The 17,754-nt window shown below is 60.8% G+C and carries 13 protein-coding genes, 1 tRNA gene and 3 rRNA genes; 12 read left to right on the top strand and 5 right to left on the bottom strand.

Annotated elements, in window-relative coordinates:
- Positions 1-84 precede the first annotated feature (84 nt).
- Both MP11Mi_RS02725 and MP11Mi_RS02720 read left to right on the top strand, forming a co-directional pair.
- Positions 85-360 carry a hypothetical protein gene (locus MP11Mi_RS02725; RefSeq protein ID WP_420040790.1) on the top strand — a complete coding sequence of 92 codons (276 nt, stop codon included), beginning with the start codon at positions 85-87 and terminating at the stop codon, positions 358-360.
- Positions 361-442: 82 nt separating this feature from the next.
- Positions 443-514: transfer RNA gene (locus MP11Mi_RS02720), tRNA-Gln, on the top strand.
- Positions 515-1,026: 512 nt separating this feature from the next.
- On the opposite strand, the gene MP11Mi_RS02715 is transcribed toward MP11Mi_RS02720, so the two are convergent.
- The 3 genes from MP11Mi_RS02715 to metA all read right to left on the bottom strand — a co-directional run bounded on the left by MP11Mi_RS02715 (position 1,027) and on the right by metA (position 3,321).
- Positions 1,027-1,419, bottom strand: a complete 393-nt coding sequence (locus MP11Mi_RS02715; protein WP_420040789.1) for a VOC family protein — start codon at positions 1,417-1,419, stop codon at positions 1,027-1,029.
- 133 nt (positions 1,420-1,552) lie between these two features.
- Positions 1,553-2,197, bottom strand: coding sequence for a hypothetical protein (locus MP11Mi_RS02710; protein WP_420040788.1), 645 nt, complete (start codon positions 2,195-2,197; stop codon positions 1,553-1,555).
- Between the two features lie 209 nt (positions 2,198-2,406).
- The gene (metA, locus tag MP11Mi_RS02705) at positions 2,407-3,321 is read right to left on the bottom strand and encodes a homoserine O-acetyltransferase MetA (protein ID WP_420040787.1); all 915 of its coding nucleotides are present in this window, start codon (positions 3,319-3,321) and stop codon (positions 2,407-2,409) included.
- A 385-nt stretch (positions 3,322-3,706) separates the two neighbouring features.
- On the opposite strand from metA, the gene MP11Mi_RS02700 reads away from it, so the two are divergent.
- The gene (locus MP11Mi_RS02700; RefSeq protein ID WP_420040786.1) at positions 3,707-4,561 is read left to right on the top strand and encodes a PaaX family transcriptional regulator; all 855 of its coding nucleotides are present in this window, start codon (positions 3,707-3,709) and stop codon (positions 4,559-4,561) included.
- A 107-nt stretch (positions 4,562-4,668) separates the two neighbouring features.
- Here the strand turns inward: MP11Mi_RS02700 and MP11Mi_RS02695 are convergent, their stop codons facing one another.
- The gene (locus tag MP11Mi_RS02695; RefSeq protein WP_420040785.1) at positions 4,669-5,886 is read right to left on the bottom strand and encodes an oxygenase MpaB family protein; all 1,218 of its coding nucleotides are present in this window, start codon (positions 5,884-5,886) and stop codon (positions 4,669-4,671) included.
- A gap of 114 nt (positions 5,887-6,000) precedes the next feature.
- Here MP11Mi_RS02695 and MP11Mi_RS02690 point away from each other — a divergent pair, with 114 nt between their 5' ends.
- The 5 genes from MP11Mi_RS02690 to MP11Mi_RS02670 all read left to right on the top strand — a co-directional run bounded on the left by MP11Mi_RS02690 (position 6,001) and on the right by MP11Mi_RS02670 (position 13,383).
- Entirely contained in the window at positions 6,001-6,666 is a 666-nt protein-coding gene (locus MP11Mi_RS02690) for a TetR/AcrR family transcriptional regulator (protein WP_420040784.1), read from the top strand.
- A gap of 487 nt (positions 6,667-7,153) precedes the next feature.
- Positions 7,154-8,676: ribosomal RNA gene (locus MP11Mi_RS02685) — 16S ribosomal RNA — on the top strand.
- 456 nt (positions 8,677-9,132) lie between these two features.
- Positions 9,133-12,269 (top strand): 23S ribosomal RNA (locus MP11Mi_RS02680).
- A gap of 86 nt (positions 12,270-12,355) precedes the next feature.
- A 5S ribosomal RNA gene (rrf, locus tag MP11Mi_RS02675) occupies positions 12,356-12,472 on the top strand.
- Together the 16S, 23S and 5S rRNA genes form the textbook arrangement of a ribosomal RNA operon.
- A gap of 191 nt (positions 12,473-12,663) precedes the next feature.
- A complete protein-coding gene (locus MP11Mi_RS02670) occupies positions 12,664-13,383 on the top strand; it encodes a TetR/AcrR family transcriptional regulator (protein ID WP_420040783.1) in 720 nt (239 codons plus the stop codon).
- Here MP11Mi_RS02670 and MP11Mi_RS02665 read toward each other — a convergent pair.
- The gene (locus tag MP11Mi_RS02665; RefSeq protein WP_420040782.1) at positions 13,346-14,728 is read right to left on the bottom strand and encodes an amino acid permease; all 1,383 of its coding nucleotides are present in this window, start codon (positions 14,726-14,728) and stop codon (positions 13,346-13,348) included. The genes MP11Mi_RS02670 and MP11Mi_RS02665 overlap by 38 nt on opposite strands.
- 42 nt (positions 14,729-14,770) lie before the next feature.
- Here MP11Mi_RS02665 and MP11Mi_RS02660 point away from each other — a divergent pair, with 42 nt between their 5' ends.
- The 4 genes from MP11Mi_RS02660 to MP11Mi_RS02645 are packed head-to-tail and all read left to right on the top strand — an operon-like array spanning position 14,771 to position 17,627.
- Positions 14,771-15,292 carry a GNAT family N-acetyltransferase gene (locus MP11Mi_RS02660; protein ID WP_420040781.1) on the top strand — a complete coding sequence of 174 codons (522 nt, stop codon included), beginning with the start codon at positions 14,771-14,773 and terminating at the stop codon, positions 15,290-15,292.
- A gap of 17 nt (positions 15,293-15,309) precedes the next feature.
- A complete protein-coding gene (locus MP11Mi_RS02655) occupies positions 15,310-15,867 on the top strand; it encodes a hypothetical protein (protein ID WP_420040780.1) in 558 nt (185 codons plus the stop codon).
- A 42-nt stretch (positions 15,868-15,909) separates the two neighbouring features.
- Entirely contained in the window at positions 15,910-16,476 is a 567-nt protein-coding gene (locus MP11Mi_RS02650; RefSeq protein WP_420040779.1) for a copper chaperone PCu(A)C, read from the top strand.
- Positions 16,473-17,627, top strand: a complete 1,155-nt coding sequence (locus MP11Mi_RS02645) for a Dyp-type peroxidase (protein ID WP_420040778.1) — start codon at positions 16,473-16,475, stop codon at positions 17,625-17,627. The genes MP11Mi_RS02650 and MP11Mi_RS02645 overlap by 4 nt, the downstream gene beginning before the upstream one ends.
- Positions 17,628-17,754 lie beyond the last annotated feature (127 nt).

Below are 17,754 nucleotides of genomic sequence, written 5' to 3'. Positions count from 1 at the left end.
ACTTACTGTCGGTGGGTCGCGACGAGATGTGATGCGCAGGGGACGCTTCCGGAGACGCCGGGGCGGGTACGAGGGGGATTTCAGATGAATCGACGTGTACGAACGATGATCGCCGGGGCCGGTCTGTTCGCCGGTATCGCCGCAGCTGCTGCGTTCGGTGGCGTCGGTGAGGCCGCCGCAGCGCCGAACGTCGTGTGCGCTGGCTCGATCTGTCACAACCACGGCGACACCGTGGGCATCGGCTACGGCAACTACACCTGTCCGAACGGGATCGTCTACCCGTCGATCGCAGTCGTCATGCCGCATTCCACGGCGGCCGTATTCCCGGCCAACTGCTCGCCGGCGCCGAGCTTGTACTGAGCCGTCTACGCCGGGTCGACCCAGCGTGGTCGGCTCGGTGCGTGGGCCCGGAGACACTGTGGCAGAATCAAGGTCGCAACAATCCGCCGTGGTGTAATCGGCAACACTCCTGATTTTGGTTCAGGTATTTCAGGTTCGAGTCCTGGCGGCGGAGCAAGACGGCAGTTCAGGAATGGTTTCCGAGGGCTTGAGAAGGTTTCGTATCGGGCCTTAAATCCCGATGATTCGGCCAGGAATGCGTGTCGGTCACGAACCGATCCGGTCGTAGCGGTGGTCTCAGATCCGCCCTAGTCGAATCTAGGCAATTCTCGTCAGTCGACGACCGAGTTGATCACCGCGCTGCGACTGTCCGACGCCGAAGCGAGGACACCGAAGAAGAGGCCTCAGCGGCCCGTGAGGGTCGGTGGGTACCGGAATGCCTACGACGGCTCGACTGGCATTCTTCGCAGCGGGGTCACCTAACGCCGACTAAAGTTGCAGGCAGCCGTGTGCCGAGAGCCCCGCCATGGCGTTGACGGGGGAGGCCAGATGGCCAAGAGGAAGTCGCGCGACGGCAGGACTGGCGCGGATCGCTTCGATGCCTGGATGGGGAGGCATCCGTGGGCGAGGAGATTTCTTAGCGTGCTGTTTTCGATGATCCCTTGAGGTCGCCGTGGAGCCCGGTCGCTACGCCTCGCACAAGCAGAATGGATGGCCGACCGGATCGAGGAATACAACGAACTGTCCGTCTTCACTGGGCTGATGCGTGTGCCGCGTGGCACCCGCCGCGAGGACCGTCGGCGTTGCCTTCTGGACCGAGTCGACGTGGAAGTCGAGATGTGCTTGCTGTGGGATCAATCCCTCAGGCCAGGTAGGGGCGCGGTAGCCCTCGATCTGCTGGCAGGCAAGCTTCATGTTCGGTGCCTCGCCACTGGGTGGTACCACTTCTACCCAATCCGGGGACTCAGGCGAGGAACTGATGTTCCAACCGAGCAGGTCTGCGTAGAACATGGCGAGAACTCGTGCGTTGGGGCAGTCGAGTGCGAACACAGTCGTCGTCGTACGGATTGGAGTGCTCATGCGGCGACGCTAGCCCTGTTCACTATGTCGCGCACCCGGAATATTGACAGAATGCTGACCGTGGCGAGTCAGTAGCCTATGTTCTTCTCGATAGCGCCGACGTCGAAGGTGAGATGTGCCTGCTGCGTATGGTTCACGTCTCGAACTCCCACTTCGAGTCGTCGCGCAGGAACGGCGATCCAGGGCCGGGCTTGACCGGTCCGCTTTCCCCGCCGATGCGGACACCGTCGAGCTTCCACCCGTTGCGCCACACGTCGTTGTGCGCTTCGGTGAGGAATACAACGGAGTCGGCGAGCGCGGGGTCGCGGAAGGTGTAGACCTGCCAGCGTGAACCAGGAGCGAATCGATCCTCCCAGGAATCGTGGATCACGTCGGCGAGCCGCGCGTCGTGTCCCTGGCCGTCGTCGTCACGGTATTCGACGAGAAGGATTTGCCCGCCGTCGCCGTCGTCGGCGTGCAGGGTCACTCTGGCGGTACGGGGCGTCCGGTCGAGCGCCGGGAGCGGCCCGCGCGTCGCCCGGAACATCTGCACGTAGGTGGGAATCATCAGGAGGACGCTGACCGCGCCGATCCCGATGACGATCCACATGAGCACCGGTGCCCAGCCTTGGAGAGTTGCGATCACCACGAGGATCACGAAGGCACCGCAGCCGCCAAAGATGCTGGCCGGGAGGGCCCAGTCGTGTCGGATGAGAAACGGTACCTCCGACCCCGACCCGACGAATAGCTTCTCGACGGTCCGATCGAGCAATGACTCCCTGCGATCTTTTGCCATCATGGTCGTGCCGCCTTCCCGTCCGGCCAGCCGTCGAAACCAGCATCCCCGCAGATCGCCTAGATCGAAGGTGTTGTGCCGCAAACGGATCGCCCGTTCGACCGACCGCTCCGGGGAGATGCTTCCGCCGACTCCACTCAAGTCGACCTTACGGTGTAGGACCAGCCAATTTGAGTGTTCTGTGCTAGCGAGAAGTTCGTCGGTGGTCCGCTTCAGTTCTCGCCCGGAGCGAACGGTGTCTCCTGGTAGACGCAGTAGTTCAACCAGTTGGCGTACAGCAGGTGTCCGTGGCCGCGCCAGCGGTTGAGTGGGGCGGCGCTGGGATCGTCGTCCGGGAAGTAGTGAGAGGGAACCGGTACCGACAGCCCTTGATCGTTGTCGCGGCGGTATTCGCGGGCCAACGTGTCCGCGTCGTACTCCGGGTGGCCGGTCACGAAAATCTGGCGACCGTTCGCGGTGGCCGCCAAGAAGACGCCTGCCTCCTCGCTCGCGGCCAGCACGTCGACCTCGCCGGTCACCTCGATCTCGGCCGCATGGACGTCCGTGTGACGCGAGTGCGGTGCCAGGAACTCGTCGTCGAACCCGGTGACGATCGGTGACATCGCGCCAGTCAGCCGATGAGTGAAAACGCCGGAGATCTTTTGCGGCACTTCGTATTTGCCGACACCGTAGTGGTGGTACAGAGCGGCTTGTGCGCCCCAGCAGACGTGCAGAGTCGACTGAACGTTGGTACGGGTCCAGTCGAGGATTCTAGTCATCTCAGGCCAGTAGTCGACGTGTTCGAAGTCGAGTCTCTCGATCGGCGCGCCGGTGATGATCAGGCCGTCGAAGTGCTGGTGGGCCACATCGTCGAACGTTGAATAGAACGAATCGAGATGCTCGGTCGAAGTAGTTCGTGAAACATGGCTGGCCATATGCAGCAACGTGATCTCGATCTGCAACGGGGAGTTGCTGAGTAAGCGCAGCAGTTGCGTCTCAGTCGTAACCTTCACCGGCATCAGGTTCAAGATCGCGATCCGCATGGGACGAATGTCCTGGTGTCCCGCGCGCTCGTCGGACATGACGAAGATCTTCTCCGCCTCCAAGATGGCTCTAGCGGGGAGGTCGTGCGGCATTGTGACGGGCATCGTCGACCAGTGTAGTTCCGGGCCTAGGGGCGGCTTCAGCAGATCCGCCCGAATACTGCGCCCGAATACATCGTCGCGACGCGGCGCATAGAGGCCGGCGAGGTAAGTCCCAAATGTACTGGTGTGAAACGGAATGACTCAGGCGGTGCCTCTTTCCGCGGAAGCCTCGGTGCGGCGGGCCTGGTCCAACTGATCCTTCCGACGGCCAATGCGCATGAGGTCGCTACCGAGAATGGGAAGGGATCGGCGGGGTCGCGCTGACGACGATGCTCTCTGCCATTGCAACGCTCGGACCGGCGGCGCGCATTCGTAGGTCGCGCACCGCACCGGGTTATAGTCCTTGACCAGGGGCGGCATTTCAGCCGTAGATGCTCGAGGAGGGCATGTGACGGAGGGGGCCAACCCGCTGAGTCGGCGGCGAGAGATCGGATCGGCCAGTGCTCGCTCGCTGCTATTGACGATTCTCGGCGAATTCGCGTTGCCCCGGCAGGAGCCGGTCTGGACTGCGACGATCCTGGACGCGTTGGCGCTTCACGACGTTGAAGAACGAGCGGCACGCCAGGCGCTGTCGCGAACCTCGTCGGAAGGACTGCTCGCGTCGAGTCGTCATGGACGGCGTAGCGCGTGGGAACTGACGGATTCGGGTGTTCAACTACTCACCGAGGGCGCCGAGCGCATCTACGGATTCATGCGGAGCGTACCGGCGTGGGACGGGAAGTGGCTGACACTCGCCGTCTCGATCCCCGAAACGCAACGCAGACTGCGGCATCAGTTGCGGACCCGATTCATGTGGCTCGGGTTGGGCTCCCCGCAGCCCGGACTCTGGGTCACACCGGGCACCTCGAAGGTCGACGACGTCCGACGAATAGTCGACGACCTTGGTCTGACGGCCCAGACTTTCTCCTGGGTCGGCGAAACCTCCGGAATCGGCGACGAGCAGTCGCTCGTCTCCGCCGCGTGGGATCTCGCCGACGTCGAATCCCGCTACCTCGACTTCCTCGGATCGTTCTCCGAGCGACGCGCAGAGTCGGCGACTGACGCGTTCACGGCACAAGTCGAGTTGGTCCAGGAATGGCGACGGTTCCCGTTCCTCGACCCCGATCTGCCGCGAGAACTCCTCGATCACGAATGGCCCGGACCGCGCGCGGCCGGCGTCTTCCACGACCGCCGTGCGCAGTGGCACCGTCGAGCGCAGGCTCGCTGGGACGAACTCCAGGCGGACGCCGCTCAGCGGATCTAGGCCGACGCGACGTCGCGATAGGACTGGGCCCTGTGACGGTGGACCGTCCGGCAGCGAATGCCGGACGGTCCACCCCTTTTCAGGCCCCCGGGGCGAGTATGGGTGAACTACTTGTAGTTCGGGTTGTTCGTGTACGGCAGTTCGATAGTGATGGGCATGCGCAGCTCGGAAATGTACAGAAGGACGAACTGGCGCAGCATCTCGTCGAAAGTCCAGTACGCCTCCTTCGGCATGCCGGCTTGAAGGACGCCTTCGCGGACGAGGATGAACGGCCCCCACGCGGTCTCCAACAGGGGGTCCCACACCGGCTCGCGGGGGATGCGGAGTTCGTGTGCGATCTTGTCGCCGAGCATGAATCGGGTCAGCGCACCGAGGACACCCCGCGACAGCAGACTCAGATCCAGGTTGAAGCCGAGGTCGAGCAGCATGTCGGCGAGCTTGCGGCCTTCGGGGGTGCCTTTGAGGATCGGGTCGAGCGCGATCTTCGCCTGTGCTTCGGCATCCGACCACGTGGCAGGAATCAGACCGTCCTGGATGCCGAGCATGTGGCCCGCGACCTGCCACGAATGCAGGAATCCCGCCGATTCCGCGGGATTGATCGGAACCTGCCACCGTTTGAGCATCCGCATGACAGTGGTCGGGAGGCTGTGCCAGGTCACCATCTGATCGGCCTGCGTGATCGGCTTCTTCTGGTCCGGCATGCGCGACGACCACTGGTGCTGCTGTGGGAGAAGATGCCGGACTGCAGAATGGATGAGCCGCGTCTTCACACAGGTCACCGCCATCTCGCCGCCGTCTTGGTATGCGTTGAGCGCGCCGATGTCGTAGCCGAGTTTGGCAGTCTTGGAAATCCTGTCCTTCAACGCGGCGCCGCCGCGCGAATAGTAGACAGTCCTCGCCTCATTGGGGATGACGGCGCTCATCATGCCGCTCGCGAACCCGTAGAGAACACCGAGGTAGGTGCCGCGCTTCTGATTGAAGGTGACTGCGTCGGCGAGCTTGCCCCGGTCCGCCCAATCGGGAAGCTCACGCGCATTCTCGATGAATACTCGCAAATCTGTGGGCAGAGACTTCGGGAGTGCCTGGCCGTTTTTGGTCCACCCGCGCAGCGCGTTGTTCACCTTGGTGACGTCGCGGTGACGGTAGATGTCGGCGATGAGTTCGTCGGGCTCGTCGTCCCACGTCTGCTTTGCATCGACTACCGGCCCGGAGCCGGGCGATGCCCCCGCTGCCGCTGCAGTCCACGGGAATGCGGGGGCGGCGAGTAACGCCGCCCCTGCCCCTGCTCCCGCTTGGAGTACGCGTCGTCGTGTGAGGTCTTCCATTTCTGCCCGTCCCAATCCGATCAGCATGAAACAATGAATCGATCTGTGTAACACTACTAGCATTCAGTGGCCTGAGTCACAAGAGACGCGGTCCCGGGAGGTAGCATCGAACCGATGACGATCGAGAAGGCAACCGTGCCGCCCACGCTGTTCGAGCGTGCAACGCAACGTGCGATCAGTACGCCACCGCGCCAATCGACCGACGCGACCAGGGAGAAGCTGCTGGTTGCCGCCTATGAGCAGTTCTGCGTAGACGGGGTGTCCGGGGCTTCGATGGAAGACGTCGCCAAGCGTGCAGGCACGTCGCGGATCACGATCTACCGAAAATTCGAGAGCAAGGACGCGCTCGTCGACGAGGTGATCGCGCACGAGCTGTGGGAGTACCTCGCCTACTTCCAGAAGGCGATGACCGAGGCCGACTCCTTCGCTGAACGACTCGTCACCGGCTTCGTGACGTCGATTCAACAAGTCTGGTCCAACCCGCTCATTAAACGACTCATCGCGGACGATCCCGCACTTGTCCCCGGTCTCGTCGGTGGCGGCGACGGCCGGAACATGTACGCGATCAGTCAGTTCGTGGCCGAGGCGCTCGGCAGGGAACAGCAGGCAGGAAACCTCGACCCCTCAATAGACCCGGACATGGCCGCAGAACTGATCGCCCGCATCACCGGCTCGTTTGTGACGACGCCGGGCGGACAGGTGCGGCTCGACGACACGGCGCAGTTGGAGCAACTCGCCCGGTCGTACCTCCTGCCGATGCTCAAGGTCCCAACAAACTGACATCGACACCCGCCTGACCAGCGGATTTGACGCCCCGTTTGGATGTGCGTAACTTATGTCGAGTCAGAGCGGCACGGCCGCAAAGACAAACCCCCAAACCTCCTCGCCAGATGATCATGCGATCGGCTGGCAGATGACGTGTGGGACCAGGGAAAGCCAAAACCGCCGGTTTGCTTAGCAAATCGCGGCGCTGCTACTCTGGAAAGGTCGGCCTGAAACGGTTGATATAACAGTATATGTTCGCTGGAGTTCGGCCCTGATTGTGGGGTTGGTGCTGGTGGGTGTGTGTTCTTTGAGAACTCGATAGTGTGTAATGGATTTTTCTTGTGCCATAGTTTGTATTTTTTGTGGCAGGGATAAAATTTTTGACGGACATTTTGTTTGTTTAGTTTTTTGTTTTTGTCAGTTTTTTGGATTGGTCAGGTTTTGCTTTCTGGCTTTGTGTTGAAATTGCTGATCCTTGTGGGGTTGGTTGTTTTGATGTTTTTTGTTGGAGAGTTTGATCCTGGCTCAGGACGAACGCTGGCGGCGTGCTTAACACATGCAAGTCGAACGGAAAGGCCCAGCTTGCTGGGTACTCGAGTGGCGAACGGGTGAGTAACACGTGGGTGATCTGCCCTGCACTCTGGGATAAGCCTGGGAAACTGGGTCTAATACCGGATATGACTCTGCGCTGCATGGCGTGGGGTGGAAAGCTTTTGCGGTGTGGGATGGGCCCGCGGCCTATCAGCTTGTTGGTGGGGTAATGGCCTACCAAGGCGACGACGGGTAGCCGACCTGAGAGGGTGATCGGCCACACTGGGACTGAGACACGGCCCAGACTCCTACGGGAGGCAGCAGTGGGGAATATTGCACAATGGGCGCAAGCCTGATGCAGCGACGCCGCGTGAGGGATGACGGCCTTCGGGTTGTAAACCTCTTTCGCTAGGGACGAAGCGCAAGTGACGGTACCTGGAGAAGAAGCACCGGCCAACTACGTGCCAGCAGCCGCGGTAATACGTAGGGTGCGAGCGTTGTCCGGAATTACTGGGCGTAAAGAGCTCGTAGGCGGTTTGTCGCGTCGTCTGTGAAATTCTGCAGCTTAACTGCAGGCGTGCAGGCGATACGGGCAGACTTGAGTACTACAGGGGAGACTGGAATTCCTGGTGTAGCGGTGAAATGCGCAGATATCAGGAGGAACACCGGTGGCGAAGGCGGGTCTCTGGGTAGTAACTGACGCTGAGGAGCGAAAGCGTGGGGAGCGAACAGGATTAGATACCCTGGTAGTCCACGCCGTAAACGGTGGGTACTAGGTGTGGGGCTCATTTCACGAGTTCCGTGCCGTAGCTAACGCATTAAGTACCCCGCCTGGGGAGTACGGCCGCAAGGCTAAAACTCAAAGGAATTGACGGGGGCCCGCACAAGCGGCGGAGCATGTGGATTAATTCGATGCAACGCGAAGAACCTTACCTGGGTTTGACATACACCAGACGTATGTAGAGATACATATTCCCTTGTGGCTGGTGTACAGGTGGTGCATGGCTGTCGTCAGCTCGTGTCGTGAGATGTTGGGTTAAGTCCCGCAACGAGCGCAACCCTTGTCCTGTATTGCCAGCACGTAATGGTGGGGACTTGCAGGAGACTGCCGGGGTCAACTCGGAGGAAGGTGGGGATGACGTCAAGTCATCATGCCCCTTATGTCCAGGGCTTCACACATGCTACAATGGCGCGTACAGAGGGCTGCGAGACCGTGAGGTGGAGCGAATCCCTTAAAGCGCGTCTCAGTTCGGATTGGGGTCTGCAACTCGACCCCATGAAGTCGGAGTCGCTAGTAATCGCAGATCAGCAACGCTGCGGTGAATACGTTCCCGGGCCTTGTACACACCGCCCGTCACGTCATGAAAGTCGGTAACACCCGAAGCCGGTGGCCTAACCCCTTGTGGGAGGGAGCTGTCGAAGGTGGGATCGGCGATTGGGACGAAGTCGTAACAAGGTAGCCGTACCGGAAGGTGCGGCTGGATCACCTCCTTTCTAAGGAGCAGACAACAATTCCTATGCCATGCTCGAATGTAGTGTGGGTGGGTGTTTGTTCACGGGTGAAACACAAGAAGCCACTGCGCGGACGTTGTGTTCGTGGGGCTGGTGCACTGGTTGTATGCTGGTGTGCTGGTGGTGGGATCGTTTGGGTGACTGGATGGTCGGATATTGCACACTATCGGGGTTCTGAGGGAACACATGTCGTTTCGGCAGGTGTTGTCTTGTGATGCTCGCTGGATTTCCGCGCCTGTGTGGGTGTGTGGGGTTGGGTGGGTGTGTGTTGTTTGAGAAGTGGATAGTGGATGCGAGCATCTTAAATTTTTAGATGTGTATTGCAATTTCAAAGATTTGTTTGTGTTGTCCACATTCGTGTCACAGCGTGGCTGGTGTCTTTCCGCTTTTGTGGGTGGTGGGGTGTTGGTTGGTGTTGTGGTGTGTTTGTGGGTGTTGTTGTAAGTGTTTTAGGGCGTTCGGTGGATGCCTTGGTACCAGGAGCCGATGAAGGACGTGGTAGGCCGCGATAGTCCTCGGGGAGTTGTCAAACGAGCTGTGATCCGAGGGTGTCCGAATGGGGAAACCCAGCACGAGTTATGTCGTGTTACCGCCCGGTGAATGTATAGCCGGGTTGGAGGGAACGTGGGGAAGTGAAACATCTCAGTACCCACAGGAAGAGAAAACAATTGTGATTCCGTGAGTAGTGGCGAGCGAAAGCGGATGAGGCTAAACCATGCGTATGTGATACTCGGCAGGGGTTGTGCGTGTGGGGTTGTGGGAGTGTCGTTCTTCGTGCTGCCGTGCGGAGCGCCAGTAAGAAAATCTTTCGTTAGGTGAAGTGGCCTGGAATGGTCTGCCGTAGTGGGTGAGAGTCCCGTAACTGTAAGCGATTGGTCTGGTGTCGATGTGTCCCAAGTAGCAGCGGGCTCGTGGAATCTGCTGTGAATCTGCCGGGACCACCCGGTAAGCCTAAATACTCTCTGGTGACCGATAGCGGACTAGTACCGTGAGGGAAAGGTGAAAAGTACCCCGGGAGGGGAGTGAAATAGTACCTGAAACCGGACGCTTACAATCCGTCAGAGCCTTCCCTTTGTTGGGTGGGGTGATGGCGTGCCTTTTGAAGAATGAGCCTGCGAGTTAGTGCTCAGTGGCGAGGTTAACCCGTGTGGGGTAGCCGTAGCGAAAGCGAGTCTGAATAGGGCGTTTATGAGTCGCTGGGTCTAGACCCGAAGCGGAGTGATCTACCCATGGCCAGTGTGAAGCGACGGTAAGACGTCGTGGAGGCGCGAACCCACTTCAGTTGAAAATGGAGGGGATGAGTTGTGGGTAGGGGTGAAAGGCCAATCAAACTCCGTGATAGCTGGTTCTCCCCGAAATGCATTTAGGTGCAGCGTCACGTGTTTCTTACTGGAGGTAGAGCTACTGGATGGCCGATGGGCCCTAAAAGGTTACTGACGTCAGCCAAACTCCGAATGCCGGTAAGTGAGAGCGTGGCAGTGAGACTGCGGGGGATAAGCTTCGTAGTCGAGAGGGAAACAGCCCAGATCGCCGGCTAAGGCCCCTAAGCGTGTACTAAGTGGAAAAGGATGTGGGGTCGCGAAGACAACCAGGAGGTTGGCTTAGAAGCAGCCACCCTTGAAAGAGTGCGTAATAGCTCACTGGTCAAGTGATCCTGCGCCGACAATGTAGCGGGGCTCAAGTACACCGCCGAAGCCGCGGCACTCACACATTACATCGGCCACCCTTTTGGGGGTGTGTCTAGTGGTGTGGGTGGGTAGGGGAGCGTCCTGCATCCGTGGAAGCCGCAGAGTGATCTAGTGGTGGAGGGTGTGGGAGTGAGAATGCAGGCATGAGTAGCGAAAGACAAGTGAGAAACTTGTCCGCCGAATGACCAAGGGTTCCTGGGCCAGGTTAATCCGCCCAGGGTGAGTCGGGACCTAAGGCGAGGCCGACAGGCGTAGTCGATGGACAACGGGTTGATATTCCCGTACCCGTGCATCCGCGACAAATGGTGAATCATCTGTACTAACCGCCCAAAAGCATGTGTGACTTTCTTCGGATTGTTGTGTGTGTGGCTGCGTGGGACCTTGGGTGTAGTAGTCAAGCGATGGGGTGACGCAGGAAGGTAGCTGGGCCAGTCAGTGGTTGTACTGGTGTAAGCCTGTAGGGAGTGGTGTAGGTAAATCCGTGCCACATATGTCCTGAGAGGTGATGCGTAGCCGTTGTGGCGAATTCAGTGATCCTATGCTGCCGAGAAAAGCCTCTAGTGAGTTGGTGCATGGCCCGTACCCCAAACCGACACAGGTGGTCAGGTAGAGAATACTAAGGCGATCGAGATAACTGTGGTTAAGGAACTCGGCAAATTGCCCCCGTAACTTCGGGAGAAGGGGGACCATGGCTGGTGATCATCTTTACGGTGGGAGCTGGTTGTGGTCGCAGAGACCAGAGAGAAGCGACTGTTTACTAAAAACACAGGTCCGTGCGAAGTCGTAAGACGATGTATACGGACTGACGCCTGCCCGGTGCTGGAAGGTTAAGAGGACCGGTTAACCACTTTGGTGGTGAAGCTGAGAATTTAAGCCCCAGTAAACGGCGGTGGTAACTATAACCATCCTAAGGTAGCGAAATTCCTTGTCGGGTAAGTTCCGACCTGCACGAATGGCGTAACGACTTCTCTGCTGTCTCAACCACAGACTCGGCGAAATTGCAGTACGAGTAAAGATGCTCGTTTCGCGCGGCAGGACGAAAAGACCCCGGGACCTTCACTATAGCTTGGTATTGGTGTTCGGTACGGTTTGTGTAGGATAGGTGGGAGACTGTGAAGCTGGCACGCTAGTGTTGGTGGAGTCGTTGTTGAAATACCACTCTGATCGTATTGGGCTTCTAACCTCGGACCCTGATCGGGTTCAGGGACAGTGCCTGGTGGGTAGTTTAACTGGGGCGGTTGCCTCCTAAAATGTAACGGAGGCGCCCAAAGGTTCCCTCAGCCTGGATGGCAATCAGGTGTTGAGTGTAAGTGCACAAGGGAGCTTGACTGTGAGACGTACATGTCGAGCAGGGACGAAAGTCGGGACTAGTGATCCGGCACCGGCAAGTGGAAGCGGTGTCGCTCAACGGATAAAAGGTACCCCGGGGATAACAGGCTGATCTTCCCCAAGAGTCCATATCGACGGGATGGTTTGGCACCTCGATGTCGGCTCGTCGCATCCTGGGGCTGGAGTAGGTCCCAAGGGTTGGGCTGTTCGCCCATTAAAGCGGCACGCGAGCTGGGTTTAGAACGTCGTGAGACAGTTCGGTCTCTATCCGCCGCGCGCGATTAGAAACTTGAGGAAACCTGTCCCTAGTACGAGAGGACCGGGACGGACGAACCTCTGGTGTGCCAGTTGTTCTACCAAGAGCACTGCTGGTTAGCTACGTTCGGAAGGGATAACCGCTGAAAGCATCTAAGCGGGAAGCCTGTTCCAAGATGAGGTTTCTCACCTGCCCTTTGGGTGGGGTAAGGCCCCCTACAGACTATGGGGTTGATAGGCCAGAACTGTAAGCATAGTAATATGTTCAGGTGACTGGTACTAATAGGCCGAGGACTTACTAACAACACTCACACACATTCTTTTTGTTTAAGTGTGTCTCGCATCCACTATCTACTTCTGAGGCCGCACACGCGATAACCTCATATTGTTTCGGTGGCTATAGCGGAGGGGAAACGCCCGGCCCCATTCCGAACCCGGAAGCTAAGCCCTCCAGCGCCGATGGTACTGCACTTTAATCAGTGTGGGAGAGTAGGACACCGCCGAACTAGAATTCGAGTAGAGCCCCCAACACATTCGTGTTGGGGGCTCTACTCCTATATCCACCACCTATACAGCGCGAACCTAGACTGCAGCGCGAACCTAGACAGCACGTAGCGCCATGGGTGAGGCGGCGCGTCAGGGTCCCGCACCTGCGCGTCGTACCCGGCCAGCCGTGGTCGCCGATAGACTGTGCCGTATGGCTATCGACAGGCCGGCGGACGGTGCGGAAGTAGTAGTGAAGGCGCCTCGCGCGCGGATGACGGGTGCCCAGCGTCGTCTGCAGCTGATTGAGGTGGCTCGCGGACTGTTCGCGGAGCGAGGCTTCGAGGGCACATCTATCGAAGAGATCGCGCAGCGGGCAGGCGTGTCCAAGCCGATCGTCTACGAGCACTTCGGCGGCAAGGAAGGCCTCTACGCAGTCGTCGTCGACCGAGAGATGGACAAGCTACTCGAGCTCGTGACATCGTCGCTCACCAACAACCGGTCGCTGTATCGCATCCAACAGGTCGCACTCGCCCTCCTCACCTACATGGAAGAACGGACCGACGGCTTCCGCATCCTGGTTCGAGGCGAGTCCCCGCACAGCAACAAGGACGACACCCGATACTCGAGTCTCCTGAACGATGCGATCAGCCAGGTAGAGCACATACTGGCAGGCGATTTCGACCGGCGAGGCTTCGACCCGACGTTGGCGCCGCTGTACGCGCAAGCCCTCGTCGGCATGGTCTCAGTGACCGCCCAATGGTGGTTGGACGTCCGCGAGCCGTCGAAGGAAGTAGTAGCTGCACACTTAGTGAATCTGTGCTGGAACGGACTCACCCGACTCGACCCGTCACCGATGCTCGTCGACTCCGACTACACCGAGCCGGTCCCACAGACTACGAGTCCAGAGAAGCGGAACGCCGCCGAGCAATGATCGTGCCGACACCCCACAGCACGAACGCGAGGACCGCTGTCGACACGATCTGACCGCGCACAGAAGCGGTCCACAAGCCCAAGACGACGATCACCGCCAGTCCGAGCATCGTCGCCCACGACAGATACGGGAACAGCCACATCTTCATCGGAAGGCGGAGTCCCTCGCGATCGGCGCGACGCCGCAAAACGATCTGGGCCGCAGTGATCGCCAGCCAAGTGACGAGCAGCGTGGAGCCGACCAACGCCAAAAGTTTGTCGAGCACCTGCTCACCCCACACATAGTTCGCGGGCACAATCGCGAAGCCGACGACGACACTCGCCATCACCGCGGTGATCGGCACGCCCCGCGTCGATACCTTCGCTGTGCCCGCGGGAGCCATACGACGCAGTCCCAACGAGAACAGCATCCGCGACGCCCCATACAGATTGACGTTCATCGACGACAGGAGCGCGACGACGATGATCGCGCCCATCGTCGTCGCGACTGCGGGAAGACCCGCCTGCTCGAGAACGCCGACGAACGGGCCAGACTGCAGCCGACCGTCCGAGGCCGGCAACACCAGGATGATGACTAGGACGGACCCCACATAGAAGACCAGAATCCGCCAGACAATAGTCCGAATGGCTTTCGTGACGCTCGGGCCCGGATCGTCGGTCTCAGCGGCAGCGACCGCGATGATCTCGATCCCGCCGAACGCGAACGCGATCACCAGCAGTGCGGCGGTGACCCCGCCGATCCCATTGGGGACGAAGTCGCCGACATTGTCCAGCCCTGGGGAGGGCTCTGATGTCCACCCGAACAGGTAGGCGGCACCGATCGCCAAGAACACGACGATGAACGCGACCTTGATCAACGCGAGCCAAAACTCGAGTTCGCCGAAACTCGCGGCACCCGTCAAATTGAGCACCGTGAAAACCAGCATGAACACGAGCGCCCAACCCCAGGATGGGAGGACGCCGATCAGTCCGGTGAGCCCTTCCGCGGCGGCGAGCGCTTCAGCGGATACGACGAGCGTCATCTGGATCCACCACAGCCAGCCCATCATGAAGCCCGCGCCTGGGCCGAGGGCCTTGCCGACGTAGTACGAGAAGGCTCCCGGGTTGGGGTCGGCGGCGGCGAGTTCGCCCAGCATTCGCATCACCGACACGATGATCAAACCGATGATCGCGTACGCGACGAGGGCTGCCGGGCCGGCCAGCGCGATCCCCTCGCCCGATCCGACGAACAGCCCCGCGCCGATCGCCGATCCCAGACTCATCATGACCAGGTGGCGTGGCCGGAGGCCGGTCTTCAAACGGCCCTCGTCAGCGACGGTGATGTGATCTCGCTCCGGTTCGGCCATTCCACGCAGTCTAATCGGGACAGTATGCGGAAGAATCGGGGCATGCTCACGATGCGGGATGCCACCGTCGCCGACTGTGCCACCGTCGCCGATATTTACCGTCATTATGTTGAGACCTCGACGGCGAGCTTCGACTACGACCCACCCGACGTGAGCGAATGGGAAGACCGTCTCACGCACAGTCTGTCCACAGGTATACCGTTCATCGTCGCTGAGGACCCCGACGTGGCACCCGGCATCCTGGGATTCGCGAGGCTCGGCCCGTACCGCGGTAAGACAGGGTGGGCCTTCACCGCGGAGAACAGCATCTACCTGCGGCCTGACGCCGCCGGCCGGGGAATCGGCAGCCACCTGCTGAGCGCATTGATCGGCAAGACCGACCCGTCGACGACTCGCCACATCATGGCGGTGATCTCCGACGAAGCACCCGCGTCGATCGCGCTGCACGCCAAAGCGGGGTTCGTCGAAGCCGGCCGTACGCCGAGCGTCGGATACAAGTTCGGCCGATGGGTCGGCGTCGTCTACATGCACCTCGATCTCGGACCTCAGTCCGAAACCCCCTGATTGATAGGCTCGACAGCGTGCACATCCGTCTGACCACCTCCGATTCGCCGGCCGACCCGGCGATCCAAGGTGTCTTAGCGGGTGTGGTGTCGGCGATCCTCGGCGTCTGCGCGCACGCGTTCGGCGGGGGCTTCGGCGACCATGGGTCGCCGACGTCCCATCTGTTGATCCTCGGTGCACTCGCCGTCGTCGTCGGCGTCGCGAGAGCAAGCCAAGTCACGGATCGGCGACGGTGCACCCGTCCCGGATGGGCTGCCTCGGCTGCCGCGCTCGTCGTCGGGCAGGCGGCCACGCACGTCGCGCTCGCCATGCTCGGTCACGGGACGGTGAAGCCCACAATGCCGATGCTCGTCTGGCACGCCGTCGCACTGCCCCTCGCAGTCGGCGTCCTCGTCGTCGCCGAACGGCTTACACGCGCCTGTGGATCGAAGATCGCCGTCGTACAGTTATTGGCCGACGGCGTACCCACTGGCCCCGACATCGCCCTGACCCCAGCGCCTCAGGTGACGCGGCGAACGTATTCCATCCTTCTGCAGTCCGCGTCAGGCGTGCGAGGCCCTCCCGCAACGGTGTGAAGACCAACCGACCTTTCACCCTTGCTTACTTGAGGAGACCTCATGGCACGGCGCTACCTGCTGCGCTCAGCCGGACTGACTGCATTCGCGGCAGCCGCACTCGCATCCGCCACCCTGATCACCGCTTGCTCCACCGACACCGAGAATGCCTCGGACGCCGATTCGGTCACCGTCTCGCAACCGTGGATCAAAGCAACCGACGACCCGGCAGCCGACAACGGCATGACGTCGGCGTTCGGCATCGTCGAGAACTCGTCCGACCACGACATCCGCATCGTCAGCGCATCCAGCGACGCGGCGAAGAACGTTGAACTGCACGAGGTCGTCGAGTCGGGCGGACAAACCACCATGCGGGAAGTCGACGGCGGCATCGTCGTCCCAGCAAATGGATCGGTGACGCTCGACCCGGGCGGCGAACACTTCATGCTGATGGGCGTGACGAAACCCGTCAGAGCGGGCGACGTCGCGACGATCACCGCGCGATTCGACGACGGATCGACCGAGACGATCGACGCGATCGCGCGGGACTTCGACGGCAACCAGGAGAACTACTCCCCGTCCGCCACTGCCCCGGCCGCTGAAAGTGGCGCCCACGGCGGGCACAGTTGACCCGATTCTCCCGGAGAACACTGCTGACCGGCGGAGTCGGTCTCGCAGGGCTCGGCGTTGGCGCGGCCGCAGTCGGTGTCGGACATGAACTGTCCGAGACGGCTGCGGCCCCGTCGACGCTGCCGTTCTTCGGCGACCACCAGTCGGGGATCGTCACCCCGATGCAGTCACACGTGAACTTCATCGGACTCGACCTGATCGACGCCGCCGACCACGCGGCCCTCCAAGGAATGCTGCGGTTGTGGACGCAGGACGCGGCCAACCTGACGCAGGGCAAACCAGGATTCTCCGACACAGAGCCGGAACTCGCCGGTGATCCGGCCCGGCTGTCGATCGCGGTCGGATTCGGTCCGGGAGCATTCGCATCGTCAGCGTTGGCGGCGAAGAAGCCTGCGTGGTGCACACCGCTGCCGGCGTTCGGGATCGACCGGCTGCAGGAGCGATGGGGGCAGACCGATGTGGTCGTCACGGTCGCCTGCGATGATCCGATGACCCTCGCACACGCGGTGCGAATGGTCATCGCACCGGTCCGGCGGCGTATCCGAGTCCGGTGGATGCAACAAGGATTCCACCACGGCCGCAACCTGTTCGGGCAAGTCGACGGCACCGTCCAGCCTTCCGACGACAGGTACGACGACCTCGTGTGGGATGACGGCGCGGAGCAGCGGTGGATGACGGGCGGAACGTCGCTCGTCCTGCGGCGGATCGCCATGAACATGGACACGTGGGAAGCGCTCGACCGGCGCGGGCGAGAACTGTCAGTGGGGCGCTCCCTCGATAACGGTGCGCCATTGACAGGGCGAGCCGAAACCGACGAAGCTGTGTTCACAGCGACGAAGGGCGGCATCCCGGTGATCCCGGAGTCGTCGCACATCGCTAGGGCGCACCAGCGTTCGGACCGGGAGCAGTTTCTGCGCAGGCCGTACAACTACGACGTCCCGCCTCCGGGCGTCGACGGCGACACGTCCGACAGCGGCCTGATCTTTGCCGCCTACCAGCGTGACCCGATGGCGCAGTACGTGCCCGTGCAGCAGCGGCTCGCCGACCACGACGCCCTCAACGAGTGGACTACGCCGATCGGCTCCGCCGTGTACGCGATGCTTCCAGGTGCTCGGCCGGGGTCGTACTTGGGGGCACCGTTGTTCGAGTGAGGGTCTATTCGCGGTCGAGCGGGGTCGAGACCCGGACACTCGACTCCGCTCGATCAAGAGCATGACCGCCCGAATTCGCGTGATCACGGTACGCGAATAGAGTGAACCGGGTGGCGACCACCGAAGA

Origin of the sequence: Gordonia abscondita (assembly GCF_032711245.1) — a bacterium.
Taxonomy (GTDB): Bacteria; Actinomycetota; Actinomycetes; order Mycobacteriales; family Mycobacteriaceae; genus Gordonia.
The sequence above is the reverse complement of the archived record's forward strand: the minus strand, read 5'-3'. Positions and strand labels throughout refer to the sequence as shown.

What these genes read in the sequence shown, in the direction of transcription:
- MP11Mi_RS02715 (WP_420040789.1), bottom strand. Translation starts at nt 1,419, where the DNA reads ATGAGCACTCCAATCCGTACGACGACGACTGTGTTCGCACTCGACTGC.
- MP11Mi_RS02650 (WP_420040779.1), top strand. Translation starts at nt 15,910, where the DNA reads ATGGCACGGCGCTACCTGCTGCGCTCAGCCGGACTGACTGCATTCGCG.
- MP11Mi_RS02695 (WP_420040785.1), bottom strand. Translation starts at nt 5,886, where the DNA reads ATGGAAGACCTCACACGACGACGCGTACTCCAAGCGGGAGCAGGGGCA.
- MP11Mi_RS02710 (WP_420040788.1), bottom strand. Translation starts at nt 2,197, where the DNA reads ATGATGGCAAAAGATCGCAGGGAGTCATTGCTCGATCGGACCGTCGAG.
- MP11Mi_RS02665 (WP_420040782.1), bottom strand. Translation starts at nt 14,728, where the DNA reads ATGGCCGAACCGGAGCGAGATCACATCACCGTCGCTGACGAGGGCCGT.
- MP11Mi_RS02660 (WP_420040781.1), top strand. Translation starts at nt 14,771, where the DNA reads ATGCTCACGATGCGGGATGCCACCGTCGCCGACTGTGCCACCGTCGCC.
- metA (WP_420040787.1), bottom strand. Translation starts at nt 3,321, where the DNA reads ATGCCCGTCACAATGCCGCACGACCTCCCCGCTAGAGCCATCTTGGAG.
- MP11Mi_RS02690 (WP_420040784.1), top strand. Translation starts at nt 6,001, where the DNA reads ATGACGATCGAGAAGGCAACCGTGCCGCCCACGCTGTTCGAGCGTGCA.
- MP11Mi_RS02725 (WP_420040790.1), top strand. Translation starts at nt 85, where the DNA reads ATGAATCGACGTGTACGAACGATGATCGCCGGGGCCGGTCTGTTCGCC.
- MP11Mi_RS02670 (WP_420040783.1), top strand. Translation starts at nt 12,664, where the DNA reads ATGGCTATCGACAGGCCGGCGGACGGTGCGGAAGTAGTAGTGAAGGCG.